Source organism: Actinomadura miaoliensis (genome assembly GCF_039536785.1).
GTDB classification, from domain to species: Bacteria; Actinomycetota; Actinomycetes; order Streptosporangiales; family Streptosporangiaceae; genus Spirillospora; species Spirillospora miaoliensis.
This window is the reverse complement of sequence record NZ_BAAAZG010000022.1, coordinates 83017-107975: the sequence shown is the minus strand read 5'-3', so window position 1 is coordinate 107975 and position 24959 is coordinate 83017. Positions and strand designations below refer to the sequence as shown.

Annotated in this window: 23 protein-coding genes, 5 tRNA genes and 2 pseudogenes; 5 read left to right on the top strand and 25 right to left on the bottom strand. The window is 71.2% G+C overall.

The window, feature by feature from the left end; genetic code table 11:
- Positions 1 to 366 precede the first annotated feature (366 nt).
- From nusG to ABD811_RS18515, 3 genes are all read right to left on the bottom strand, one after another.
- Positions 367 to 1161 carry a transcription termination/antitermination protein NusG gene (gene nusG / locus ABD811_RS18525; RefSeq protein ID WP_344948854.1) on the bottom strand — a complete coding sequence of 265 codons (795 nt, stop codon included), beginning with the start codon at positions 1159 to 1161 and terminating at the stop codon, positions 367 to 369.
- Positions 1162 to 1324: 163 nt separating this feature from the next.
- On the bottom strand, positions 1325 to 1573 hold the full coding sequence (gene secE, locus ABD811_RS18520; protein ID WP_344948851.1) for a preprotein translocase subunit SecE: 249 nt from the start codon (positions 1571 to 1573) through the stop codon (positions 1325 to 1327).
- A 111-nt stretch (positions 1574 to 1684) separates the two neighbouring features.
- A tRNA-Trp gene (locus ABD811_RS18515) sits at positions 1685 to 1757 on the bottom strand.
- A gap of 262 nt (positions 1758 to 2019) precedes the next feature.
- Between ABD811_RS18515 and ABD811_RS18510 the strand changes: the two genes are divergently transcribed.
- On the top strand, positions 2020 to 3231 hold the full coding sequence (locus ABD811_RS18510; protein ID WP_344948848.1) for a pyridoxal phosphate-dependent aminotransferase: 1212 nt from the start codon (positions 2020 to 2022) through the stop codon (positions 3229 to 3231).
- Between the two features lie 123 nt (positions 3232 to 3354).
- On the opposite strand, the gene ABD811_RS18505 is transcribed toward ABD811_RS18510, so the two are convergent.
- The 3 genes from ABD811_RS18505 to ABD811_RS18495 form a co-directional block, all read right to left on the bottom strand.
- Complete coding sequence (locus ABD811_RS18505) at positions 3355 to 4119, bottom strand: hypothetical protein (protein ID WP_344948846.1); 765 nt, start codon at positions 4117 to 4119, stop codon at positions 3355 to 3357.
- Positions 4120 to 4122: 3 nt separating this feature from the next.
- Complete coding sequence (locus tag ABD811_RS18500) at positions 4123 to 4632, bottom strand: SigE family RNA polymerase sigma factor (protein ID WP_344948843.1); 510 nt, start codon at positions 4630 to 4632, stop codon at positions 4123 to 4125.
- 79 nt (positions 4633 to 4711) lie between these two features.
- On the bottom strand, positions 4712 to 5674 hold the full coding sequence (locus ABD811_RS18495) for a hypothetical protein (RefSeq protein WP_344948840.1): 963 nt from the start codon (positions 5672 to 5674) through the stop codon (positions 4712 to 4714).
- A gap of 226 nt (positions 5675 to 5900) precedes the next feature.
- Here ABD811_RS18495 and ABD811_RS18490 point away from each other — a divergent pair, with 226 nt between their 5' ends.
- Positions 5901 to 7007 (top strand): adenosine deaminase, encoded by a 1107-nt coding sequence (locus ABD811_RS18490; protein ID WP_344948837.1) that lies wholly within the window; start codon positions 5901 to 5903, stop codon positions 7005 to 7007.
- 127 nt (positions 7008 to 7134) lie between these two features.
- Here ABD811_RS18490 and ABD811_RS18485 read toward each other — a convergent pair whose 3' ends face one another.
- A complete protein-coding gene (locus tag ABD811_RS18485) occupies positions 7135 to 7857 on the bottom strand; it encodes a GntR family transcriptional regulator (protein WP_344948835.1) in 723 nt (240 codons plus the stop codon).
- Between the two features lie 620 nt (positions 7858 to 8477).
- Here ABD811_RS18485 and ABD811_RS18480 point away from each other — a divergent pair.
- A complete protein-coding gene (locus ABD811_RS18480; protein WP_344948832.1) occupies positions 8478 to 9629 on the top strand; it encodes a DMT family transporter in 1152 nt (383 codons plus the stop codon).
- 141 nt (positions 9630 to 9770) lie between these two features.
- Here ABD811_RS18480 and ABD811_RS18475 read toward each other — a convergent pair whose 3' ends face one another.
- The 9 genes from ABD811_RS18475 to ABD811_RS18435 form a co-directional block, all read right to left on the bottom strand.
- The gene (locus ABD811_RS18475; protein ID WP_344948830.1) at positions 9771 to 10853 is read right to left on the bottom strand and encodes a UDP-N-acetylmuramate dehydrogenase; all 1083 of its coding nucleotides are present in this window, start codon (positions 10851 to 10853) and stop codon (positions 9771 to 9773) included.
- 285 nt (positions 10854 to 11138) lie between these two features.
- A complete protein-coding gene (locus ABD811_RS18470; RefSeq protein WP_344948828.1) occupies positions 11139 to 11564 on the bottom strand; it encodes a MaoC family dehydratase in 426 nt (141 codons plus the stop codon).
- Complete coding sequence (locus tag ABD811_RS18465; protein WP_344948827.1) at positions 11564 to 12001, bottom strand: MaoC family dehydratase N-terminal domain-containing protein; 438 nt, start codon at positions 11999 to 12001, stop codon at positions 11564 to 11566. The genes ABD811_RS18470 and ABD811_RS18465 overlap by 1 nt, the downstream gene beginning before the upstream one ends.
- 304 nt (positions 12002 to 12305) lie before the next feature.
- Positions 12306 to 12470 carry a 50S ribosomal protein L33 gene (gene rpmG, locus ABD811_RS18460; RefSeq protein WP_285494312.1) on the bottom strand — a complete coding sequence of 55 codons (165 nt, stop codon included), beginning with the start codon at positions 12468 to 12470 and terminating at the stop codon, positions 12306 to 12308.
- A gap of 139 nt (positions 12471 to 12609) precedes the next feature.
- Positions 12610 to 12683: transfer RNA gene (locus tag ABD811_RS18455), tRNA-Met, on the bottom strand.
- A gap of 260 nt (positions 12684 to 12943) precedes the next feature.
- Positions 12944 to 13019, bottom strand: a tRNA-Thr gene (locus tag ABD811_RS18450).
- 129 nt (positions 13020 to 13148) lie between these two features.
- Positions 13149 to 14276, bottom strand: a complete 1128-nt coding sequence (locus ABD811_RS18445) for an acyl-CoA dehydrogenase family protein (RefSeq protein WP_344948823.1) — start codon at positions 14274 to 14276, stop codon at positions 13149 to 13151.
- Positions 14277 to 14308: 32 nt separating this feature from the next.
- Entirely contained in the window at positions 14309 to 15049 is a 741-nt protein-coding gene (locus ABD811_RS18440) for a protein phosphatase 2C domain-containing protein (protein WP_344948820.1), read from the bottom strand.
- Between the two features lie 58 nt (positions 15050 to 15107).
- Positions 15108 to 15446, bottom strand: coding sequence for a hypothetical protein (locus tag ABD811_RS18435; RefSeq protein ID WP_344948818.1), 339 nt, complete (start codon positions 15444 to 15446; stop codon positions 15108 to 15110).
- A 168-nt stretch (positions 15447 to 15614) separates the two neighbouring features.
- Here ABD811_RS18435 and ABD811_RS18430 point away from each other — a divergent pair, with 168 nt between their 5' ends.
- Positions 15615 to 15965, top strand: coding sequence for a hypothetical protein (locus ABD811_RS18430; protein ID WP_344948816.1), 351 nt, complete (start codon positions 15615 to 15617; stop codon positions 15963 to 15965).
- Positions 15966 to 16072: 107 nt separating this feature from the next.
- Here ABD811_RS18430 and ABD811_RS18425 read toward each other — a convergent pair whose 3' ends face one another.
- Together ABD811_RS18425 and ABD811_RS18420 are read right to left on the bottom strand one after the other, a co-directional pair.
- Positions 16073 to 16834, bottom strand: coding sequence for a nucleotidyltransferase domain-containing protein (locus tag ABD811_RS18425; protein WP_344948813.1), 762 nt, complete (start codon positions 16832 to 16834; stop codon positions 16073 to 16075).
- A 296-nt stretch (positions 16835 to 17130) separates the two neighbouring features.
- On the bottom strand, positions 17131 to 17979 hold the full coding sequence (locus ABD811_RS18420) for a patatin-like phospholipase family protein (RefSeq protein WP_344948881.1): 849 nt from the start codon (positions 17977 to 17979) through the stop codon (positions 17131 to 17133).
- Between the two features lie 85 nt (positions 17980 to 18064).
- Here ABD811_RS18420 and ABD811_RS18415 point away from each other — a divergent pair, with 85 nt between their 5' ends.
- A complete protein-coding gene (locus ABD811_RS18415; RefSeq protein ID WP_344948811.1) occupies positions 18065 to 18625 on the top strand; it encodes a TetR family transcriptional regulator in 561 nt (186 codons plus the stop codon).
- Between the two features lie 138 nt (positions 18626 to 18763).
- On the opposite strand, the pseudogene ABD811_RS18410 reads toward ABD811_RS18415, so the two are convergent.
- The 7 genes and pseudogenes from ABD811_RS18410 to ABD811_RS18380 all read right to left on the bottom strand — a co-directional run.
- Positions 18764 to 18928 (bottom strand): annotated as a pseudogene (locus ABD811_RS18410) (IS5/IS1182 family transposase); the annotation flags it as partial.
- Between the two features lie 185 nt (positions 18929 to 19113).
- The gene (locus ABD811_RS18405) at positions 19114 to 20607 is read right to left on the bottom strand and encodes an alpha/beta hydrolase (RefSeq protein WP_344948808.1); all 1494 of its coding nucleotides are present in this window, start codon (positions 20605 to 20607) and stop codon (positions 19114 to 19116) included.
- A gap of 891 nt (positions 20608 to 21498) precedes the next feature.
- Positions 21499 to 22047 (bottom strand): GNAT family N-acetyltransferase, encoded by a 549-nt coding sequence (locus tag ABD811_RS18400; RefSeq protein WP_344948806.1) that lies wholly within the window; start codon positions 22045 to 22047, stop codon positions 21499 to 21501.
- 197 nt (positions 22048 to 22244) lie between these two features.
- Positions 22245 to 22346 (bottom strand): annotated as a pseudogene (locus tag ABD811_RS18395) (GntR family transcriptional regulator); the annotation flags it as partial.
- 399 nt (positions 22347 to 22745) lie between these two features.
- Positions 22746 to 22826, bottom strand: a tRNA-His gene (locus ABD811_RS18390).
- 232 nt (positions 22827 to 23058) lie between these two features.
- On the bottom strand, positions 23059 to 23391 hold the full coding sequence (locus ABD811_RS18385) for a cupin domain-containing protein (RefSeq protein ID WP_344948803.1): 333 nt from the start codon (positions 23389 to 23391) through the stop codon (positions 23059 to 23061).
- 797 nt (positions 23392 to 24188) lie between these two features.
- Positions 24189 to 24270 (bottom strand) — tRNA-Tyr (locus ABD811_RS18380).
- Positions 24271 to 24959 lie beyond the last annotated feature (689 nt).

The following is a 24959-nucleotide window of genomic DNA, read 5'->3' as shown; positions in this document are numbered from 1 at the left end:
CGTTTCACGGGCAACGTCGCGGCCGGGACTCAACCGCGACGTAGGAACCGCTGTGCTTCGTCGTCCCCGCGGACGCGGGGCCGACGCAGATGTGGCCTGCCCAGCGTGGAGTTGGACGGAGCCATCCCCACGGACGCGGGGGCCGGCCGTCTCCCGTCCGGAGCCGAGACGAGAACCAGACCATCCCCGCGAAGGGCGGGGCGAAGGTCTCGCGCTCGACGATCCTGCCGGGCACCCGGCCCTCTCCACGCGGCACGGGGCCGATCCGCGGACGCGCGGCCGGAGACCGGCACGAGCACCTGGGCGGACCGCCCTGCGCGCGCAGGGCCGCCCCGTCCAGGATACGCGTCGGCCGGAGCGGCCTCGTCAGATCTTGGAGACCTGGTTGAAGGACAGCTCGACCGGCGTCTCGCGGCCGAAGATGCTGACCAGCACCTTCAGCTTCTGCTGCTCGGCGTTGATCTCGTTGACGGTGGCGGGGAGGGTGGCGAACGGGCCGTCCATGACGGTGACGGACTCGCCGACCTCGAAGTCCACCGACGGCGCGGCCTTGGCCTGCTCCTTGGCCTTGGCGGGCTCCTCCGGCTCGGGCGCGAGCAGGGAGGCGACCTCGTCCAGGCTCAGCGGGGACGGCTTGTTGGAGAGGCCGACGAAGCCGGTGACCCCGGGCGTGTTGCGGACGGCGGCCCACGACTCGTCGGTCAGCTCCATGCGGACCAGGATGTAGCCGGGCAGGACCTTCTCGTTGACCTTCTGCCGCTTGCCGCCCTTGATCTCGGTCACCTCGTGCTGGGGGACCTCGATCTGGAAGATGTAGTCCTCCATGTTCAGGGTCTGGGTGCGGGTCTCGATGTTGGTCTTGACCCGGTTCTCGTACCCCGCGTAGGAGTGCACGACGTACCAGTCGCCCGGCTGCATGCGCAGCTGCATCTTGAAGTCGGCGTACGGGTCGGCCGGGGGCTCGGCCTCGGCGGTCTCCTCCGCCTCGGCGCTCTCGCCGGTCTCGGTGACGGCGTCGCCCTCGGTCTCCGTGTCCACCGGCTCGGCGCCGGCGGCGGGCACATCCGCCCCGGCGGGCTCACCCGACGGCTCGGCCGCAGCAGCCTCAGCGGACCGGGCCTGTTCGACGGCCTCGTCGTTGGGCTGTGAGGACTCGGACACGGCGACTCTTTCCCTCGTACGGATGGTGGTGATGGAGTTTCCGGGCGATGCGGGCGAACGCCCTAACGGGGCTCCGGCAGGCCCTCGACCTAACGGGGCTCCGGCAGGCCCTCGACGGTACGCCGACGGCGGCGGCCGCAGACGGCCGCCCGGTGCCGGTGGCTCAGCCGAAGACCCAGAACACGCCTCGCTGCAGCAGCCAGTCGAGGCCGGAGACGATGGCGAGCATGATCAGCACGAAGACCAGGGACACGGTCGTGTAGGTGATCAGCTCACGCCGGGTCGGCCAGATGACCTTGCGCAGTTCGGCGACCACCTGGCGCACGAAGAGAGCGGGAGACGTCCGCTTGCGCGGGGACCTCCCCTTGCCTTCGTCTTTGGCCGCGGCCTCGCCGCGCGTCTCAGTCGCCATTGTGCCGCCGTTCACCTCATAGGTCGTGACCAACCACCCTGTGGTTGACTCGCTCGCTCACCGTGCGGCGTGCCATCGCCTGGCAGGCACGGGTGCGCGCACCGCACCTCGCAGGGCAGGAGGGACTCGAACCCCCAACCGCCGGTTTTGGAGACCGGAGCTCTACCAATTGAGCCACTGCCCTTCACTTTTTCTCTCCCGTGCAAGGAGATGCCCCGGCCGTCCCCGGCCGGGTCGTGACGTTCATAGCTTACGGCCTTTCGCGGACAGGACCGTATGCCATGAGCCGCCACTAGGACGGTGAGTCTACGTCCCAGAGCCGCCCGCGTCGAACCGGACCGCGCCGCCATGTCGCGACCGGCCGTCCGGCTCGTCCCCGACACCCGGTCCGACCGGCGGGGATATACCGCTGAAGTCATCGCCGCGGGTCTGTAACGATAGGAGGCATGAGCATCGATCGTCCTCGCCTGTCCAGGCGCATCGCCGCCATCTCCGAGTCCGCCACGCTGGCCGTCGACGCCAAGGCCAAGGCGCTGAAGGCGGCGGGCCGCCCGGTCATCGGGTTCGGTGCGGGCGAGCCGGACTTCCCGACCCCCGACTACATCGTCGAGGCCGCGGTCGCCGCGTGCCGGGAGCCGCGGTTCCACAAGTACACGCCCGCCGCCGGGCTGCCCGAGCTGCGCGCGGCGATCGCCGAGAAGACGGCCCGCGACTCCGGCCTGCGGGTGGAGGCCTCGCAGGTGCTCGTCACCAACGGCGGCAAGCAGGCGGTGTACGAGGCGTTCGCGGCGCTGCTGGACCCGGGCGACGAGGTGCTCGTGCCGACGCCGTACTGGACCACCTACCCCGAGTCGATCAAGCTGGCCGGGGGCGTGCCGGTGGACGTGGTGGCCGACGAGACCACCGGCTACCGGGTGAGCGTCGACCAGCTGGAGGCGGCGCGCACCGAGCGCACCAAGGTGCTGCTGTTCGTGTCGCCGTCCAACCCGACCGGCGCCGTCTACACCCGCGACCAGATCGAGGAGATCGGCCGCTGGGCGGACGAGCACGGCCTGTGGGTGATCACCGACGAGATCTACGAGCACCTGGTGTACGGGGCCGCCGAGTTCCACTCCATGCCGGTGGTGGTGCCGGAGCTGGCCGACCGCACGCTGGTGCTGAACGGCGTCGCCAAGACCTACGCGATGACCGGCTGGCGGGTGGGCTGGCTGATCGGCCCGCAGGACGTGGTGAAGGCCGCCGCCAACCTGCAGTCGCACGCCACCTCCAACGTCGCGAACGTGTCGCAGGCGGCGGCGCTGGCCGCGGTGACGGGCGACCTTTCGGCGGTGGCGCAGATGCGCACCGCGTTCGACCGGCGCCGCCAGACGATGGTGCGGATGCTGAACGAGATCCCCGGCGTGGTGTGCCCCGAGCCGGAGGGCGCGTTCTACGCCTACCCGTCGGTCAAGGCGCTGCTCGGCAAGGAGATCCGAGGCCGCCGTCCCCAGTCGTCGGTGGAGCTGGCCTCGCTGATCCTGGAGGAGGCCGAGGTGGCGCTTGTGCCGGGCGAGGCGTTCGGCACGCCGGGCTACTTCCGGCTGTCGTACGCGCTCGGCGACGACGACCTGGTGGAGGGCGTGTCCCGGGTCGCCAAGCTGCTGGCCGAGGCGCACTGAGCCGGCCGCATCGCGTGACGTGACGCCCCGGCGGGGGACGTCCGGCGGCCGCGCTTCCACCGGACGTCCCCCTCCGGGGCGGGTTTCTCAGGGCGGGCTACACGGGGGCCGGGCGCCGCGAGGTCAGACGCGGACGCCCTCGGCGACGCGCATGAGCTGGTCGCGCGCCGAGCCGCCCGCCGCCACGACGACGCCGACGCCGGGACGGGCCATCCAGGCGACCTGGCGTCCGGAGTCGGGGCGGTCGCTGACGACCGCCCGCACCCCGTGCACCGAGGTGTGACGGGGCATCGAGGGCGCGCCGTCGCCGCCCAGGTCCTCGGGGCCGGACAGGCCCGTGCCGCGCACGACGCGGATCTCCACCCAGCCGGAACCGCCGCTCCAGCGGCACGTCGTGGTCCGGTCGCGGCCGCCGCCGCGTTCGGCGCACGGCCGGTCCACGTCCAGCCCGGGGGGCAGGTACGTCACCCAGTCGGGACGCCTGACCGGCCCCGGTGCGCCGCCCGGTTCGTCGCGGTGCGCCGACGGGGCCGGCGGGCGGTCCGCCTCAGGCTTGCCTGAGGCCCCCACCCCGGGCCTCTCCGCAGACGGGGGCGATGCGGGAAGGCCCGGGGCGGGAGGCGGGGCCGGCCGGTCCGGCGATGCCGCCGTCGGCGAACCGGCCGGAGTCTCGCGCATGCCCGCGGGATCGACATGCGTCATCGAGTTGTAGGCGGGCGTCACCACGAACGCGGCCACGGCGGCGGCCACGGCCGCGCCGACCGTCACCCGGATCCGCACCACGCGGCGGCGGTGCCGGCGGCGGACGACCGCGGCGAGCGATGGCGGCGCCGACGTCCCGGCCGTGTGCTCGGCCATGGCCGTGCGCAGTTCGCTCTCCAGATCCATCGCTCAACTCCCCAGTGGTGCCGCGTGCCTGTCGAGGCGCTCCCGGAGCTTGGCGAGCGCCCGGGACGCCTGGCTCTTGACCGTGCCGACCGAACAGCCGAGGATCCGCGCCGTCTCGGCCTCCGAGAGGTCCTCCCAGAAGCGCAGGACGAGCACCGCCCGCTGGCGCGGCCCCAGCCGGCGCAGCTCGTCGATCAGCGCGCCGCGCAGTTCGACGGTGTGCGCGGGCGAGGCCGTGGCGCGCTCGGGCAGCCGGGACATGTGGATCTCCTTGAGCACCTTCCACCGCCGCGCCCGGCTGATCACCAGGTTGACCAGGATGCGGCGCACGTAGGGCTCGGGATCGGCGTCGGCGTCCAGCCTGCCCCAGTGCCGGTAGGCCCTCTCCAGCGCGGTCTGCAGCAGGTCCTCGGCGTCCTGCCTGGCCCCGCACAGGAGCGTGGCGGTCCGCAACAGGGCGGTGCCACGCGTCGCCACGAACTCGGCGAACGACTCCTCGTCTCGACGCCCCACGGTGCTCCGTCCGGCTCAGGGTGGTTCGGTCGTCCGAAGGCGGACGGCCCCGCGCGCCTCGGGGCCGTCCGCACGGGGCCTACTGGGCCTGGTGCAGCTTGCCGGCGATGTCCTGCAGGCTCGTGGCGAACACCGGGCTGCCGTTGACCAGCAGCGCCGAGTGGCCGGCCGGGTCGACGACCAGGACGCCGTCGCCGGCGGGGCTCTGCCAGGCGGCGAGCCCGCCCACGGTGACCTTACGGCCGCCGGCGGGCAGGCCGAGGGTCTGGCGCAGCTTGCTCTCGGTCATCGCGGCCTCGGTCTGGATCCGCTTGACGGTGACCCACTGCCCGGCCTTGCCGACCCACTTCTGCGTGACGGTGCAGATCTTCTTGGCCTCGTGCGCCTTGGCGCCGGTGGTGCTGGAGGCGTACTTCAGCCCCTTGGGCAGCATGACGGCGCGTTCGACGGCGCCGCCGACCGGCACGGCGGGCCTGAGGTCGGCGCAGCTGAACGACGGCACCGCGGGGACGGCGGGGGCCTTCGGCGCGGCCGGGGCACCGGTCGGGGCGGTGTGGCTGTTCGCCTTGGGCGCCGTGGACGGCCGGTCGCAGTCGGGCAGCGTGGACGGCCGCGCGGCCTTGGCCTTCGCCAGGGCGCCGTCGGCGGCGGCCCCGGCGTCGGGCAGTTCGGGGGTGGCGGGCTTGGGCACCGCCGGGGCGTCGGCGTTCGGCACGGCCGGCACGCCCGGCGCGTTCGGCGCCTTCGGGACGGAGGGCGCGCCGGGCGCCTCGGGGGCCTTCGGACCGGCCGGGACGCTCGGCGCACCCACGGCGGGCTTGCCGGGCTCGGGCGCCTTGGGCGCCTTGCCGGTGGGCAGGCACGTGGGCGTGGCGACGGGGGCCGGGGCGGTGTCCTTCGCCTTCTGGACCGCGTCGGCGACCGGCGAGTGCCCGGAGCGAAGGTCCGCCTCCGGCTGGGAGACGGAGGCCCACGTGACCCCGCCGACGGCGACGGCGCCCACCGCGGATGCCGCGACGGCGGCGACCTTCAGAGAAAGCATGTTGTGTCCCTTCTGCGCCTTTGGCCTCTTGCGCCCCTCGTATACGCGCGGCCACGGAGAGGGGTTGCACGGGATCTCAGAGTTTTTTTCGCCGTCCCGAAGGCGCAGGTGAGGGGCGTCCGGGGTGGTCGTTTGGGGCCATGCGGCATGACCTCGCCGGGTGATCTCGCGGGGGGTGCGGGGGGCTGGGGCGGCGGGCCGGGCGGCGATCGGGCAACATTTGTGCATGGAGCCCCGTCCCGTTTCAGAGCGTCCGATTCGCGCCCTGCCCAAGGCGCACCTGCACCTGCACTTCACCGGCTCGATGCGCCACTCCACCCTGGTCGAGATGGCGGCGCGGCACGGGGTGCACCTGCCGGACGCCCTGGTGGAGGACTGGCCGCCGCGGCTGCACGCCACCGACGAGCGCGGCTGGTTCCGCTTCCAGCGGCTGTACGACATCGCGCGTTCGGTGCTGCAGACCCCCGAGGACATGCGGCGGCTGCTGCGCGAGACGGCCGAGGACGAGGCCGCCGAGGGGTCGGGCTGGCTGGAGATCCAGGTGGACCCGAGCGGGTACGCGGGACGGTTCGGCGGGCTGACGCCGACCGTGGAGCTGGTGCTGGACGCCGCGCGGGAGGCGTCCGCCGCGACCGGGGTCGGCATCGGCGTGGTGATCGCCGCGAACCGCACCCGGCATCCGCTGGACGCCAAGACGCTGGCGCGGCTGGCCATCCGCTACACCGGCCAGGGCGTGGTGGGGTTCGGGCTGTCCAACGACGAGCGGCGCGGCCGGGCGTACGACTTCGACGGCGCGTTCCGCATCGCGCGGCGCGGCGGGCTGCTGGCGGCCCCGCACGGCGGCGAGCTGCTCGGCCCGCAGAGCGTGCGCGAGTGCGTGGAGACGCTGCGGGCCGACCGCATCGGCCACGGCGTGCGGGCGGTGGAGGACCCGCGGCTGCTGGAGGAGATCGTGCGGCGCCAGGTGACGCTGGAGGTGTGCCCGGCGTCCAACGTGGGGCTGGGCGTGGCGGCGACGGCGGCGGACGTCCCGGTGCGCGCGCTGTTCGAGGCGGGGGCGCGCATCGCGCTGGGCGCCGACGACCCGCTGCTGTTCGGCTCGCGGCTGGCGCGGCAGTACGAGCTGGCCCGCGGCGAGCACGGGTTCTCCGACGCCGAGCTGGCCGAGCTGGCCCGGCAGTCGGTGCTCGGCTCGGCCGCTCCCGAGGACGTCCGCAAGCGGCTGCTGGCGGGCATCGACGACTGGCTGCGCCGGCCCGCCGCCGACGCCCCCCAGACGGGCGAGGCCTCCGTGCCCGGCGCCCGGCGCCCGGCCTCCCCGACCTCGCGCTAGTCGCCGGCGCCGCGCCGATCGCCGACCTCGCGCTGGTCGCCGCCCTCACCACCGGCCGCCCGCCTCACGCCCGGCCGCCCGCCTCACGCCCGGACGCCACCCTCGCGCCCGGACGCCCGCCCCGCCGCTAGTCGCCGATGTTCCGCTGGTCGCCGGCGTCGTCGAGGGCGGAGCGCCACAGGCCCTGCCGCTCCAGGTGGGCGACCAGCAGCTCGCCCGACCGGGTGATGTGCTGGCGCATGGCGGCGCCGGTCGCGGGGCCGTCCTTGCGCCGCAGCGCGCGCAGGATGCGCCGGTGGTCGGCCCTGGCCACTTCCGGCCAGTCGGGCAAGCGGGTCCACACCCCGCGCGGCACGTACCGCACCACCGAACCGAGCGTCCAGGCGAGCTTGGCGGAGTCGGCGGCCAGGTTGATCGTCCGGTGGAAGGCGTGGTTGTGCTCCTCGACCAGGTCGAGGCGGCCCGCGTCCGTGGCCTGTTCCAGCGCCCGCTGCAGTGCGATCAGCTGCTGCAGCAGGTCGGGGCCCATGCGTTCGGCCGTGCGCGCGGCCAGCTCGGCGCCGATCGTGGCCTGCGCCCAGAACAGGTCCGCGACGTCCCGTTTGGACAGCGACGCGACCACGAAGCCGCGCCGGGGTTCCAGGTGCACGAATCCCTCGCTGCGCAGCGACTGCAGCGCCTCACGGACGGGGGTGACGCTGATGCCGAACTCCAGTGCCAGCCGTTCCAGCCGGAGGAACTCCCCGGGCCGCACCCGGCCGTCCAGGATGAGCTCGCGGATTCGCGCCGCCACCTCGTCGCTGAGCTGGGGGCGCAGGCCGAGCCCCCGCTGGGGTCGCAGACTCGCCACCGTTCAACTCCGCCCCGTCGAGGCCCTCCCGCGTCGGGGGTCGCGGGAGCCAAGGGCCTGAGAATCTCATCATGCGCGCCACCGGCCCCGTGCGGAACCGGAAAAACCGGGTGTACCGATTGCGGCCTGGCATCGATCGGCTCGGCCGGCGGGGGCCCCGCGCGTGGCCCCGGCCAACACGCTGAGCAGGTGCGTCAGTAGCGGCACGGGGCAGCCCGAAGCCGAAACCGCGACCGCCAGGCACGGCCCCTTTCCGGAAGCGCACCCGACGACCGCCGCATCCCTGAGGTCGGCGCCCCGCAGAGCGCCGACCGAGTGTGCTACGTGAGGTGGCCACCCAGGGAGAGGGGCGCGTACACGCCCCCAGCGAACACCCTCGCGCCGAGAGGCACGAACGACTGCCAGTACGCAGTCACACCATCGTCACAGCCCGACACCCTCCCTTGATCTTTTCGTTACCATACGGCAATTAGCCGGTGATGATCTTCGGCAACGCTGGCAGCACAACTTACAAACAAGCCAACCCGGCTCCTGTTTGGAGTTGCGTCAAATCCATTGGCGCGCCAAGGAGCCGGGCAAGCGACCCGTGCTCCTTGCGCCCTATGCACTAGGAGCGTGGTATGTCAAGCAACAAACGAGAACGGCCGCCGAAGAAGCGGCCTGTCCTCGGCGCGGCACAAACGTTGGTGGGCGTGGCCGCTTCCGCGGGCGCCAACGTCGTCCAGACGTTGTTGTCCTCGATGGTCGGGGCCCTCACCATGTCGGGAGTGGGCGGCCTCTACACGGCGCTCCTCCTCATGGTGTCGTACTTCACAGCACCCGCCCGAGCACGTCGCCGGGCGGCTCGTGAGGCGGCTCACCAAGGACCGATCCGGCGCGTCGCCGGACGGCTCATGAGGTGGCTCACCCAGGGACCGATCGGACGCGTCGCCGGACGGTCCAAGAAACGGGTCTGCCAAGCAGCGCAGACCAAAACCGCCTCAATAATTGGGCTCACCGTCATGAACATCACGATGTCGGCGGGCTTCGGATTCGCCATCTGGGCCGGACTTGAGGTCGGCATTGGACAGGGCATCTTTTACGCCCTTCCATTGGTGGTCCTCAACGTCATCGAAGCGCGGGGCAACTGGAGCAGGCTGCGGTGGTCTTTCGTGACCTTCGTGGGAGTCGTATTGCTCACGCAGGTATGGACGGGAAGCGTCAACCTCACCGGCATGATGTGGATACTCGTCGCCACGCTGGCCAGGACCCTGTCCAGCCCGTTGCTGCGTCGCCACAGGCGCAACTGGGAGGGGGACGAGGCACGCGCCATCCTGATCTCGAGCGCGACCAGCGCCCTCATGATCACGGTGTGGGCGGTGGTCAGCGGGGAGACCATCACTGATGCGTGGAGGGGACCGCTCCTGTGGGTGCTGCCCCTCATCGGAGTGGTGTTCTTCGTCTCCAGCCTGTCCCGGCTGGCGGCGATGACGCACATCGATGACGGCATGATCCTCCTGCTGACGTGTCTCACACCGGCCCTGGGGGCCGTGCTGGGTTGGGTGTTCTTGGACCAGGCGCTCGGCTGGCTTCCGTGCGTGGGCATCGCGCTCATCACGGTCGGCCTCATGGGCGCCGTCCGCTCCGCTCGCCCCAAACGCGGCCCGCGCCGGCGACCGGTTCGTTACAGGCCCGGGACTACGGCTACAACGAGGGCGACTCTGGACAGGCACCGGCGTCGTACGGACAGGCACCGGCGTCTGAACCGGCGCCCCCGGCCCGCGAGGGCGTGACCTGGGCGACGCCTCGAGGTGTCGCTTCCACCTGGGCGGCGCCGCGAGGCGTCGCCCCCTACCCGGCGGCGGGGAGGAACACCCTCCCCGCCGTACTCTTACCGGGGGGCGTTTGCCGACCGGTTGTTCAGGCCCGGGAATTCAGAGGCGGACGCCGACGAGCACCGGTTCGTTGACCAGCTCGATCCCGAAGACCTCGCGGACCCCGTCGCGGACGTGGCGGGCGAGCGCGAGCAGGTCCGCGGTGCTGGCCCCGTCGGGGTTGGTCAGCGCGAGGGTGTGCTTGCCGGAGATGCGGACGGGCCCCAGCGCGTGCCCCTTGGCGAACCCGGCCCGGTCGATCAGCCACGCCGCGGAGGTCTTGACGCGCGGCGAGCCGTCCGGCCCCGGGCTCTCGGGGTAGCGCGGGAAGGCCACGTCCGGGCCGAGCCGCTCGGCGACGCGGCGCTCCAGCTCGGCGAGCTGCGCGGGGTCCAGGATCGGGTTGGTGAAGAACGAGCCCGCGCTGCGGGTGTCGGGGTCGGACGGGTCCAGCACCATGCCCTTGGCGCGGCGCAGCTCCAGGACGGCGTCGCGCGCCTCCTTCAGCGGGACCCGGGCGCCGAGCTCGACGCCGAGCGCGCGCGCCAGTTCGGCGTAGGCGATCGGCTGCGACTCCTCGGCCTCGCGCAGCGCGTAGGTCACCTCCAGCACCAGGTACCGGTCGTCGCCCTTGAAGACGCTGTGGCGGTAGGTGAAGCGGCAGGCCGCCGCGTCCAGCGTGACGATCCTGCCGGTGGTGCGGTCGTAGGCGCGCACCTCGGCGATCGTCTCGCTGACGTCCTGGCCGTAGGCGCCGACGTTCTGGATGGGGGTGGCGCCCACGCGTCCGGGGATGCCCGCCAGGCACTCGACCCCGGCCAGCCCGTCGGCGACGCAGCGGGCGACGAAGGGGTCCCACTCCTCGCCCGCCTGGACGCGCACCAGCACCCGTCCGGGCTCGTCCGGCAGGTGCTCGGTGCCGCGCGTGCCGACGTGCACCACGGTGCCGGGGAAGCCGTCGTCGGCGACCACCACGTTGCTGCCGCCGCCGAGCACCAGCACCGGCTCGCCGTCCCGGTCCGCCGCGCGCACCACGGACACCAGATCGTCCTCGGTCGTCGCCTCCACGAACCGGCGCGCCGGGCCGCCGAGCCGCAGCGTGGTGTATCCGGCCAGGTTCACCTCTTCAGCGAACACCGCCACGCGGTCTCCCCTCCCGTACGTTGGGCCGCTCTCCGTCCCGTGCAGCGGGACGCCCGCGCTCCAGCGTGCCATCCCCGGCCGTCCGAACAGACATTCGATCGGGGGTGGCGCACCGAACAGATCATGAACGTCTGCGGCAGGGCGCCTTGGTCTGGGCCGCACGGGCCGCGGCCGCACCGGTGAGGCGGGCGCGTGCCCGGCCGGACGGCCGAGTGCCCGCCGGAACGTCTCGGACTCGACGCTTCCGGCGGGCAGGTTCCGCGATGAGGCAGTACTCGGGGCCGGTCAGGCGAGGCGGACGACAGCCTTGGCCCGGGTGAGGACCTTCTGGTCGGCGGCGCGCGCGGTGAGCGCCACCACGACCTTGTTGTCGTCGAGCTTTTCCTCGATCTTGCCGCTGACCTGCAGGGTCGCGCCGCCCTCGTCCGGGACCACGACGGGGGCGGAGAAGCGCACGCCGTAGTCGACGACGGCGCCCGGGTCGCCCGCCCAGTCGGTGACGAAGCGGCCGGCCTGCGCCATGGTGTACATGCCGTGCGCGATGACGTCCGGCAGGCCCACGGCCTTGGCGAAGCTCTCCCGCCAGTGGATGGGGTTGAAGTCGCCCGAGGCGCCCGCGTACATCACCAGGTTGGCCCGGTCGATCTGGTAGGTCTGCGCCGGGATCTCGGTGCCGACCTCGACGTCGGCGTACTTCACCTGCGCGGTCATCAGGCCCCCCGCTCCACCAGCGTGTTGTAGGTCTTGCAGATCAGCTCGCCCTCGACGGTGGCGATGTCGGTCTCCACCGTCAGCTTCTCGTTGTTGCCGATCGACTTGATCTCGGTGATGGTGGACGTGCAGGTCACCACGTCCCCGGCGCGCATCGGGCGGGTGTAGGCGAAGCGCTGCTCGCCGTGCACGACCATCGCGTAGTTGATGCCGAGCTCGGGGTCGGCCAGCGCCGGGTTGCCGAGGGAGACCACGATGGGGAAGGTGGGCGGCGCGATGACGTCGGGGTGGCCGGCGGCCTTGGCGGCCTCGGCGTCCCGGTAGAGCGGGCTGGGGTCGCCGATCGCGTCGGCGAACTCCCGGATCTTCACCCGGCTGACCTCGTACGGCTCGGTGGGCGGGAAGGTCCGCCCGATGAAATCACGGTTGATCGCCATGCGATCCGCTCCCTCCAGGTCGAACGGGGGCCGCCCCGCCCCGGCCCGCCGGGCGCCAGCCGGGCCCGCCCCGCTGCGGTCTCGCACGGACGGTAACAGAACGACGTTCAGCCCGTCCTCGCCGGGTGGGCGGGAACGGGCTGGACGGATGGGCAAGCCTCGCGTGTATCCGCGGAATCTCGGCGGTCGCCCCGATCGGCGCCGCCGGGCGCGTCGCGGTCGCCGTGGCGGCGGAAGACGCGCTGGTCAGCGGGTCCGGTCGTGCGGTCGGGCCGCACCGGCGGCACTGCCCGCCGCGAGCCGGCTAGCGGGTCTCGCGGTGCGGACGGTGCGTCCGGCAGTTGGGGCAGTACTTCTTGAGCTCCAGGCGGTCCGGGTCGTTCCGCCGGTTCTTGCGCGTGATGTAGTTGCGGTGCTTGCACTCCTGGCAGGCCAGCGTGATCTTCGGCCGGACGTCGGTGGCAGCCACGATGGAGTGCCTTTCTGAGCTGGGGACAAGGACGTTCGTACGACGAGCCGCGCGGCCGTGCCCGTACGGGCGGCCGGTGCGGCGCGAAGGACCCAGCGCGCTCTCGTCCCCTGGTCGGGGACGAGAGTCGCTCGGGTAGTAGCGAGGGCCGGACTTGAACCGGCGACACAGCGATTATGAGCCGCTTGCTCTGCCTGACTGAGCTACCCCGCCATGATGGTCGGTGTCGACCGGAAAGCAAGGATACCGGATGTTCACCGGCGTCTGAAAACGCCGGGCCCGGCCCGGGGGTCCGGGACGTGCGTTTCCGGTGGCCGACGCCATCGGGCACCAGGATACCGCTGCGGATCGGTGACCTGTCCAACCCGTTTCGCCGGGACGGAACCGGCCGGCGGACCGGCCTACGGCCGTACCCCCAACACAACGAAGGAGCGGCGCCCTGCTCTCGCAGGACCGCCACTCCTGACCGTTGCTGGAGCCCCTTTACGGAATCGAACCGTAGACCTTCTCCTTACCATGGAGACGCTCTGCCGACTGAGCTAAAGGGGCCTGCGTTCCTTCGACGCGCTGTAACGATACACGGCTTGCGGGCCGGATAGGAAATCGATTGGCCGGACCGCCCGCCCGGCCCCCGGGAGCAGGGCCGGGACGAGCCGGTCCGGCCTTCGTCTCCGCGGGTCAGCGCAGGAGATGGCGGCCGATGACGAGCTGCTGGATCTGGCTGGTGCCCTCGTAGATCCGAAACAGCCTGACGTCGCGGTAGAAGCGCTCGACGGGGACGCCGCGCATGTAGCCCATGCCCCCGAAGACCTGCACGGCCCGGTCGGCGACGCGGCCGACCATCTCGGAGCAGAAGTACTTGGCGCACGACGGGCCGAGCTTGGTGTCCTCCCCCGCGTCGTACGCGCGCGCCGCCTCCAGCACCATGGACCGTCCCGCGTACAGCTCGGCCTGGGAGTCGGCGACGAGCGCCTGGACGAGCTGGTACTCGCCGATCGTGCGCCCGCCCTGCGACCGCTCCTTGGCGTACGCCACGGTCTCGTCCAGGATCCGCTGGGCCAGCCCCACGCAGACGGCGGCGATGCTCAGCCGGCCGTGGGCGAGCGAGGCCATCGCCGTGCGGAAGCCGGTCCCCTCGGGGCCGACCATCGCGGACGCGGGCACGCGCACGCCGTCGAAGAAGACCTCGGCGGTGTGGGCGCCGCGCTGGCCCATCTTGGCGTCCGGCGGGCCGATCCTGAGGCCCGGCGCGTCCCTGCCCACCAGGAACGTGGAGATGCCGCGCGAGCCGGGTCCGCCGGTACGGGCGAACACCATGAACACGTCCGCCTCGGGGGCGTTGGTGATGAACCGCTTGGCGCCGTCGATGACGTACTCGTCGCCGTCCCTTACCGCGCGTGTGCTCAGGGTGCTGGGGTCGGATCCGGCCTCGGCCTCGGTGAGCGCGAACGCCCCGACGACCTCCCCGGACGCCAGCCGGGGCAGCCAGGCGTCCTTCTGCTCGACGGTGCCGGCGTTCACCAGCACCTGCCCGGCGATGCCGTTGCTGGTGCCGAACATCGACCGGAAGGCGGGGCTGGCGTAGCCCAGCTCGAACGCCAGCCGGACCTCCTCGCTGATCGACAGGCCCAGCCCGCCGTACTCCTCCGGCAGCGCGTACCCGAACAGGCCCATGTCGCGGGCGGCCCGGCGCAGGTCCTCCGGGATCGCGTCGGTCTCCTCGATCTCCTCCTCGCGGGGGATCACCTGCTCGCGGACGAAGGTCCGCACGGCGGCCAGCACATCGGCGAAGTCCTGAGGTTCCATGAACCCATTCTAGAATCCTGTTCCAGGATGGGTCAGGGGCGGACCAGCACCGCCGTCGCGTCGTCATGGCGCTTGCCCCGCCGGATCGTCGCGGTGGCCTCCGCCTCCCGCGTCCGCCGGATCAGCTCCACGGGCCCGGCGCCGTCGAGCAGGTCCAGCAGCCCCGCCCAGTCGGTGCGCCCGAAGATCTGCACGAGCCGCGCCGCACCGTCGCTCAGCACCGCCGCCCGCCGCACCCGCTCCACCGGCGCCTCGCCCGTCAGCGCCTCGTAGGCGGCCTCGGGACGGTTGCCCGCCACCCAGAACCCGCCCGGGCTGTTACGGGCCGCACGCACGGCCTCGACCGTGTACGCGGGCAGCCTGTCGACCCGGTCGTCGTGGACGACCCGCACCTGCCCGTCCATCTGCAGCAGCACCGGCGAGTCGGCCAGCACCAGCCAGTCCAGGACGCCGTCGCGGCGCCGCAGCATCGCCACGGTCGCCGACGGACTGTCGGGATTGTCCAGGTCGCAGGTACCGGCGTGGGCCTCCCCGGTCGCCTTGATGGTCTCGGCCAGCAGGTCCTGCAGCGGCGCGCCGTCCTCCACGGCCAGCCGCGCCGCCAGCCCTCCCGCCAGCCGCCGCACCAGCCAGGCCGGGCCGTGCCCGCACCCGCTGTCCACTCCGGGCGCCGCCGTGGCGCCATCCAGCAGCACAACCCATTCCGGCCCGGCGACGACGTAGTCCTCGTTCAGCCGCCCCGGTGTCGCCTCGCTCGCATAGGTGATCCGCACCCAGCCTGTCTACCCTTGATCCGCCCACACGCTCGTCACCTGACCAGCACTTTGCGCGCTACCGCCACAGGTAGTCGTAGCGCTCCGGCCCGGGCCCCACGACAACGCGACCGTCCCGCACCTGCCATTCGGCCTGCCCTTCCTCTTCGTGAAAGGCGAGAAAGAGCCCGCACACACGGTCGCCGTCCTCGTTGGGCGGCAGGGCGGCGACCCGGCGGATCTGCGCGAGCAGCTCGTCCACATGCTGTGCGCGAACGGCACGCGCGTAGCAGGCCGCGTCGAGCCATCCCCCGTCGGGAAAGGTCCACCCTTCCCCGTTCTCGGAAATGATCCGCTCAGCCTCGGCCTCCTGCCCGTGAAACTCCAGCCACCCACGCACGTAAACCCACACACCCATGCCCCAATCCTGCGGCAACGCCTGCCGTGCACGCCGCCGTCGACGTCCGGGACGGCGCCCGCCGACTCCGAGCCTGCTCCCGAACTCACCGCCGTCAACGCTCAGCGGTCGGCGGGCGGTGGCGGCTCTGCGGCCGAACCGGGACGGCCGGTTGATCGTCGTACGGGCATGACTTCCGTGCTGATTCTCGGTATCGACCCGCACAAAGTTCCCGGCATGGACGGGGACGCCGTGCGCGCGGTCCTCGACAAGGAACTGACCCGATTTGAGGAGCATGGCATCGATGCGTCCATGACGCTGATAGCACTGGACGAATCAGCCGAGCCCACCGTGGTCGCAGCGCTGACAGAGCGCCCGTGGGACGTCGTCGTCATCGGGGGCGGCGTCCGCAAGCCTGAACCCCTCCTGACGCTCTTCGAGCAGGTGGTGAACCTGGTCCGACGCCATGCACCAGGGGCCGCGATCGCTTTCAACACCGGCCCGGGCGACAGCGTCGAAGCAGCCAAGCGATGGCTGTGACCAGGGTGGTGGGAACCTGAGCAGGCCGGGCCCGCGGTGACACAACCGCGGGCCCGGCCTGCCCCACGACGCCTTGGCAAGCCGTCCCGCACAATCCCGCGCGGCCGTCATGGCGCCTGGCGGGTGAATGACTCCGCTAAGTCCACCAGGCCGGTGGTCGCCTGGACGGCTTTGGCCAGCTCGGGATCGGTGACGGTGGCGAGCAGGTGCCTGAGTCCGGAGACCACCGAGGCGGCCCGGGTGACGTCCACGGCGGGAAGGTCAACCCACCGCAGCATTCCCGCCACTCCGCTTCGATCACCGCGCGCCAGGCTCTTGCTCGCCACGAGGGTGGCGAGCAAGCGGAAGCGTTGCCGGTCCCGGTCGGATTCTCCGGCCCCGGCAGCTGGGGCGCGGTGACGATCCAACAGGGCGGCAAATTCCTCGGCCGCTTGAGGAATCGAATGCTCGGGGCGTTCCACCAGGGGCCGCCCATCGGCGGGGATCTGCGCTGTCCGCAGCGGCCACACGTAGCAGTCCAGCCAGAGCGGCAGATTCTCCACCTGGTAGCAGATCCCCATATAGGTTCCGCCGACTGAGCCGTTGACGGGGCGACGCAGGAGGAACAGCACATCCGCCCCCACGCCGAGGGCCTGCACAGGATCGGCGGCCACGACGCTCAACGCCTGGTCGGTGGGAACGATCACGAGGTCGAGATCGCTCCAGGCATCGCCGGTGCCGCGACCGAGCGATCCGACCAGCCACAGGCCGACGACCTGCAGGTTGTCTTCGCCCGCGACCGCGATGCGGGCGAGGACATCGCCCCGACCGGCCGCGTAACGATCAAGACGCTCCCGGGCCGAGGCTGGTGGCGTCCCTCGGAACGACATCCCACCACCATGGCATGGCCGTGAAACGCTCTCCATTGGCGAACCTGCCAAGCGGCCAACAGTCCGGTCTGGCAGGGGCTGGGGCCTCCGGCGTAGCGTCGTCCCTCCCCATTCCCCGGGCGCCGGCCTCCGTGCAGTGCGGCCCGCCCGTTGCCGTCCTATGCGCGCCATCAGGTTCCTGGTGGAGACGCACCGTCGGACGCTGCGTCAAGGAATGGAGAGGGCTGGCCATCTGGCGGGCCGCGCCTGCGTGAGTGCAGCTGCCCGCCCTCAGGCATCACCGACCTGATCGGCGGTCAGTCCGCGTTGGCTTCTGTCCTCCACGTGGAGCGGAGTCGCGCGTGGACGTCGCCGGCCTGGCGAAGACCCGCTTGGTAGGCCGGTTCCCAGGCTGCCAGGTCGCCCATGTCCGAGCCGAAAGCGCGCACCGCGGCCGGATCGGGGCTGATGGTCGCCACGGTGTCCGCCCCCACGGTCGCCAGCTGCTGGTCGAGTGGTTCGCGGGGAAACAGGTGGGCCATCGGCTCGACCACGACCAGCGTGCGGGCTCCGGCGGCGAGATCGGCGTTGGGGCCCGATCGCAGCGCACCGTCCATGTACCGCCGGCCGTCGATGGCGACGGGCGGCGCGGCCCCGGGGAAGGCGCTGCTGGCCGCCACAGCGTGCACCAACGGCACGCCGCTGTCGCGGTCCCACACCACGGGCTCACCGGTGGTCGCGTCCACGGCGGTGATCAGCAGTCGTCGCTCCGGCCAGGTGTCCGCACCGACCAAGGCGGCGCGCCCCGCGAGCAGCGCCTCATCGGTTTCGGGGTCGGTGCTGTGGAGCGCGAGTCGGCCGACGCGACGCCTGGCCTCGCCGGGCTCCAGGCTGCGGTCGCCGAGCACGGCGAACACCTCGCCCATCCGCGCGGGGTCCGTCTTGAGCCGGTGAGCGGGCCGGCGATCCGACGTCGCGAGCCGCCCCGGGTCCTGGCCTGTGGCGAGTAGTGCTCCGACGATCGCGCCGGCCGACGTTCCGACGATCAGGTCGGCCTCGCCCAGATCCACGCCATGGCGGCGCAACCCGTAGGCCAGTCCGGCCATCCAGGCCGTGCCGACGTGCCCCCCGGGGCCCAGGACGAGTGCTCGGTCGAAGGTGTGCATGGTGGTCCCCCTAGTTATTGAAACAGTCGTACCATAAAGTCGCTGCCGCTGTTTCCGGTCCCGAGTTGCCGACAGGAGATCCACCGTGGGGCGACCCGCAGATCCCGCCCGGCGCGAGCGCACACTGGCGCGGGCGACCGACTACGTGCTGGCGCACGGGTTGGCCGGGCTGAGCCTGCGACCACTGGCCGCGGCCCTGGACACCAGCCCACGGATGCTGCTTTATGACTTCGGCAGCAAACAGGAGTTGGTCGCCGCGGTCCTTGCCGAGGCCCGTCGCCGAGGTGCGGAGCGCCTGGCCGAGCACCTTCCGCCCGAGACGGGCTCCGCGCAGGAGCGGCTGCGTGCCATCTGGGCATGGATCAGCGCAGACGAACGTGCGCCCTTCGTCCGGCTGTTCTTCGAGGTGCACGCCGACGGCCTGGTCCACCCCGAGAACTACCCCGACCAGGGGCAGGCGATCACGGACTGGTTCGACACTCTCGGTGCCACATTCCGCGACGTCTGCACCGGTACTGACGACACCGTGACGCCCACGTTGGTCATGGCCGTTGTCCGGGGCCTGCTGTTCGATCTCACAACCACCGGCGACCGCCACCGCACCGATCGTGCCCTGGACCGCTTCGCTGAACTCCTCAGGCAGTGAATGGGCCCGGGGGGCACTGGCCCAGCCAAGGACGGAAGCCGGTCCAATGTCGAGGCCGGGGACACCGCCGAGTCGGAGCGATGCCGCGACCGCATCGGGCGGGCTGATGCTCAGCTTCGCCCGAGAGTTGGCGTCTGGTCATGGGCGTCGGTTCGGGCGTTCGTCCCAGCGACGGGTCATCCATGCCCGGCGGATGAGGCTACGCACCGTGATGACGCTGTCGGTGAGGTCGAAGAAGGCGTCGATGACGGTGACGCGGCCTTCGTAGCAGCGCGCGAGCCGCTGGAAGGCGTTCTGCCAGGCGCGGCGGATGGTTCGGATCGACCGCCGGACGCTCGGGCAGCGGCGCTGCGAATTGGTCCCAGAGTCGGTCAGCCATGGTGGAAGCACGGGCACAGGTCCCCTCAGTGATCACAGAGCGTCGCATCACCAGGACCTGTGCCCACCTTGCTGCTGGGGCTCCCTACGCCGCCTATCTGCGCGAGTTCTCAGGAGGTCTCGGCGGGGCAGGCGGTGCCCCGGGCGGGGACTTTCAGGTCCGTGAGGTAGGCGTTGACGGTGCTTTCCATGCAGGGCCCATTGGTGACGCTCCCGTGGCCGTGGCCTTCGTAGGTGAGGAGCACTCCGTTCCGCCCGAGCTGTCGTTCCACTGACCGCGCCCAGGGGTAGCCGGTGGCGGGGTCGTGCCGGGCGTTGGACAGCAGGATCGGCGGGGTGCCGTTGACCTTGAGACGGTGCTGGGGGTTGGCGGTGGGCGCGCCCAGGCACGAGGCAACCATGCGGAGGGGAAGCAGGTACGGCATGTCCGGGGCGGCCCGGTTCAGCGTCCGTACGAGTGACGCGTACTCGCTGTGGTCGCGCACGGGCAGGCGCCAGTCGGAGCAGAAGATCGGGGCCGTGGGCGGGAGGGGCGAGAGAGCGGCGGGCGCCGCTGGGAGCGGCCTGCTCTCGTCCATCGTGGCGATGGTCTCGGCCAGGCCGGCGAAGTCGGCCTTGTAGAACGCGCGGAACGCGATCGCGTTGACCAGGTCGATCGAGGACAGGCGGGTGCCGGGCCTGTTCGGGTTCTCCAGCTCACCGCGTTCGGCGCGGGCCAGCAGGCTCTTCCAGACCGCTCGGACGTCACGGCCGCGCAGCGCGCAGTCCGTACTGGCCGTGCACCACTTCACGAACTCGTCGAAGGAATCCTGGGCTGCGGCGCCCTGGTCGCGCAGGAAGGCGCGGGTGGTCGGAACGCTGTGGTCCATCACGCTTTCCAGCACCATGGCGCGGACGCGGTGCGGATACGTCTCGGCGTACTGCGCGCCGAGCATCGTGCCGTAGGAGCTGCCGTGGAAGGTCAGCTTGGGCTCGCCGAGGGCGACGCGGACCGCCTCCACGTCCCGAACAGTGCTCGCGGTATCGAGGTGGTCGAACAGCGGGCCGGTGCGCTCGCGGCAGTCGGCGCGCAGCTTGGCGTTGTAGGCGAGGGTGGCCTCGAAGGCGGCCTGGTCCTCGATCTTCGGTGAAGGCCGCTGCGCGGTCAGGTCGTCGGAGCAGGTGATCGGATTGCTCCGGCCCACGCCGCGCGGGTCGAAACTGACGATGTCGAAGCGGCGGCGTATCTCGGGGCTGAAGCGGGAGACGCCCTTCACGACGCGTTCGACGCCGCTGTCGCCGGGGCCGCCGGGGCCGAACACCAGCGATCCGACACGTTCACCGGGACCGGTGGCCTTGCGCCGGGCCAGAGCCAGCTTGAACTTCGGGCCGTCCGGACGTCCCCAGTCGACCGGCAGTGTCAGGGAGGCGCATTCCGCGCCGGGATTTTCCGGGTCATCGCACGAGACCCACTTCAGGCTTTGGGCAGCGACGGGCTCGGCCTTCACGGTGGGGCCGGCGACGAACGCCGTAACGGCGGCGGCGCTCGCGGCGAGCCCGGCGATCACGCCGAGGCTCATGGCGGCCGTACGCCCCGCGCGGCGCTTGGTTCGAGGGGTCTGCATGCGCCAGAACCTACTTTACAGAGACATGTCTGCAAAGAGACTTTTGCAAAGATACCTCTGCAGTATCGGTCGTCCTCCGCCCCAAGGAGGAGACCGGGCGTCCGACCAGGCGTGATACCGGACGCGCCGTCCGGGCCGCCGCGTAGGCGCTTCCCTCCGCGGCGCAGAGCCGTCCACGTCGACCGCTCACTCAGAGTGGACCGACGGCATGCGGGAGGTGCTGATCGCGGCGTACGACGACGTCCAGTCGCTGGACGTCACGGCCCAGCGGAGGTGTTCCACGGCGCCGCCCGGCTGCAGCGCGGCGGGTACCGGGTGCGGCTCGCCTTGCCGGACGGCCGGGGGGTGACGAGTGTCCTCATTTCTGGCAGCGACCAGGTCGGCGGGACGTACACGAAACCGCGGCCCCCGCCGCTAGCCGCAACACTCGTCCACGCAAATCTGCCTGTCACACCGTCTCGCCGCTCGCGCAAGCTAAGTCACAGACCACGACGCCGAGCGGGGATGTCCGATCTTGATTGGGACGGGGCTGATTGCGCTTCTCGTCGTCCGGACCGGCTGCGATCGGGTTCTATTCTTGCCCGCTTCCGTGCCCCGTTGTACCCCTGAAGGCGGTGAGACAGGGGCATTCACGGGGGCTCACGACAAAAATGCGAAGGGCCTTCCCGGAGCGTTATGCCTGCCAGGAAGGCCCTTCGGCTGGTGCGGCGGGTCCAGAATTCCAACCCGGGTAGGCCAGCCGACAGCTTCACAGGGAGAACACGCTAGCGCAGCGATCCCCCTTGACCTGCATCGGAACCGAGACCGAGCCCATTCCATAGGCAGGGCGTTCCAGACAGGTTCCACGGACAAGGTTTTTCGGCCCTAGGGGGTCTCATATATGGCCGTTGCTCATACCTCAGGAAGAGACGGATCGGGCGTCCAAGGGTTCGGTGCGGTGATGGCCCAGCGTTCATGGTCGCGCCAGGCGCCGTCGATGTAGAGGTAGGCGGGCGAAAACCCTTCGTAGCGGAAGCCCAGACGCTGCACCAATGCCAGCGATGCCTTGTTCGCCGGCTGGATGTTGGCCTCCAGCCGGTGGAGCCTGAGGTCGTGGAAGGCGTACCGCAGGGCAAGGGTGAGTCCTTCGGCCATGTATCCCCGTCCGGCGGCCGGGGCGAATGCGGCATAGCCGAGGGAGGCGCCCTGGTAGCGGCCACGGATGATCGAGTTGATGTTGATCATGCCGGCGGCGTCGCCGGTCTCCCGGACACGGACCAGAAACCCCCGGTTGGCGCCGTCGTCGAACCGGCGCATCCAGGCCTGGAACTCCTGCGCGGTTGCGGGCAGCTGTACCCAGGGTCGGTGCAACTTGGCGCTGGCCCGCACAAGCGAGCAGAACTCGTCCTGGTCGGCGAGGGCAAGGGGGCGCAGTACGACCCGTGACGGCAGCTCAGACATGGATCAACGGTACGTGGAACACCGCCCAGACCACTTGGCCTGGTAGCCGCATCCACCTTGATCTCCGCCCGACGCCTCACACGGAGGCGCCCCGCCGCCCGGATACACCTGTGGGCCCGATCGCGCGTCCTAATCGTCGCGCGTCTGACGGCGGACCAAGACGCCTCGGCCTCGCCGGATGACGACAGGCCGCGTTCGACCAGGATCTCGACGGCACGCTTGATCGTCATTCGGGCGACGCCGTACTCCTCGGCGAGATCGGGCACCGAAGGCAACGCGTCCCCCTCAGCGAGGATCACATCCCGCTTGTCGTTCGAGGCGGTGCTCACGAGGGACTCAAGTCGCCTCGCCGCTCGTCGCCCGGCCGTACGACCTCCGGCACAGCGGTGTCACGCTCGCCCTCAATGCCGGCATTCCGGCCCCGGAGATCGCCCGCCGCGCCGGACACAGCGTCGACGTCCTCCTCCGCGTCTACGCCGGATGCATCGATGGCCGCGACCAGATGTGGAACGGCCGTATCGACGACGCCCTCCGGGACGACCAGGACGGCTAACACCAGGCCGATAACCGGACTGGAAAGCGTTACGCGCCTGTTCCACAAAACGACCGGCAAAAGCTGGGAACAGCCGGGAACAGATGTAAGCAGCAAAAGGGCCCTTCGCCAGTGCCTTGCCTGATGAAGGGCCTTGCTTTGTGGGTGGCGGGTCCAGGATTCGAACCTGGGTAGGTTAAGCCGACGGATCCACAGCCCGCCATGGATCTAACGGGCTTCCATCCCCTGACCTGAGGTGTGTCGGTGTCCTTGCCGCCCGCTGTCCTCTCTGATTCCGCGTATTTTCCGGATCTTGAAACCCGGGCGTTCGGCCCGCTCCGTGGGCGCCCCTGAGTCTTCGTTGATCCCCCGCCAACGAGCACGCCACGGGCACGGTACCGCCCCCCAAACCATGCCTTCCTCCCTCTCCTAGGGCGTGTCCCGTGATCTCAAGCCGCCCGTCGCCTGGGGGTCAGTTTTCACGCGTCGTCGACATGCTGTCGGGTGCCGTACTGCTCGGTCTCCGGACGCTCGATCATCAGGACGTGCGCGAGCTGCTCGGCGACGGGCCGGTGCCTGGTGCCCGCAGGGACGACGAACAACTCACCAGCGCTGAGAGGGACCGACGTCCGTCCGTCCAACTCGATACGGAAGCTGCCATCCCAGCAGAGGAAGAGCTCGTCTTCCTCGTGCTCGTGCCAGGGAAACTCGCCTTCAAACCGGGCGATCCGGACTACCGTGTCATTGGCCGTGACCAGGTCACGTTGCTGGAAGGGGCCAGGCAAGGAGGCGATGACCTTCTCGATCGACACCGGCCTCGTCTCGTGTCTTGTCGTCATGGAAACTCATTCTCCGGAACCGAGCCGGCCACCATCCAGGGCCAATCTGGAATCGTGGCCTGCCTCGGAGGGCCCCTCAGCGCAGCCGCATAACCGGAGGGTCCATGGGACAGGGCCTAGGCGCGTGCATCCGTAACCTCAGCTCGGCACCTTCATGCGCCTAATCGGTTCGGGGAATCGGCAACTTCGACCCGCCGTAGACCGCAACGGACGAACCAACCTGTCCGGAGGGGGCATTCGCGCGAACGGCGAGAACCCCGTGACAGGCCGTTTCGCGCGAATGTGCCCTCCGGGGTCCAGGAGGGGTCTGGGGAACCACGGGGTTCCCAGTAGCGCACGCTCAACCAATCGTCCCGTGCCTGCTGGGGGCCACTGGCTTGCGCTTCGGCCTGGGCGGCGGCGCGCCCCCCGTGGCGGGCGGTCGGGGCGGGGCCGACTGGCGCGGCGCGATGCGTGGCCCGGCGCGGCCGTCCGGTGACCGGCGCCCACGCCGCACGCTCCGGGCGGCCTGGCGCGGGGCCGCGCAGCGGCCTGAGCGCCGCCGCCCCTTGACGACTGAGGCGGCTTACGCTGTTGGGGCTCCGGTTCTTGCCGGGGCCCCTTCGGCTTTGTGGGCCGACCTGCGGAAACGGGTGCGTTCGGATTCCGCGTATTTTCCGGGACCGGTGACAAACGGCTGCGTCCGGTGGCTTCTGGCTGCCTGGGGCGGTCCCCTGACAGCAGACGACCCCCTGACCATCTTGCCTGGTCAGGGGGCGTTTCTCGTGGGGTGGCGGGTCCAGGATTCGAACCTGGGTAGGCTAAGCCGACGGATTTACAGTCCGCTCCCATTGGCCACTCGGGCAACCCGCCCTGGTGTCGTCCTTGCGGCGACTCTGGAAAGGATAGCGGAACCCGGGACTGGTCGTGACATCGGAGCGGAGGGCGGGCTGTGGCGTGCCAAGCGGGCGGCTGATCTTGCCCCTCCAAGCTCGACACGAGACGTTGTGACGGGACGAGGGTGACGCCTGCTCGCTGTGAGCACGGCGGGGGCGAGCCGTAGGTCAGACGGATGGTGAGTACTGGCGTCGCCTGGCGAGTGGCCTTGGCGGAGCGGCGCGATGCCCAGGCGGTCTGGGGCGGCGGTCATCGCCGGCCCGGCAACGTACCCCGTGTTGGTGAGGGGCAGGGGGCTGGTAGCAGTGCAGCCGCAGGTGGGGGCGGCGCTGCCGGTGCGGGCGATGGTGGCGACATCCCGTGCTGGTGAGGCGTGGGGGCTGCGTAGCGGTACCGCCGCAAGTGGGGCCGCGCAGCCATGCGAGGCGGTGACGTCCACACCCCGCGCTGGCGAGGGTCGCGGACTCGTGGCAGTACCGCCGCTGACGGACACGGCACAGCCCGTGCGAGGCGGTGACGTCCGCCCCCTGTGCTGGTACCCCGTGCTGGTGAGGGGCAGGGGGGTGGTAGCAGTGCAGCCGCGGGTGGGGGCGGCGCTGCCGGTGCGGGCGATGGTGGCGACATCCCGTGCTGGTGAGGCGTGGGGGCTGCGTAGCGGTACCGCC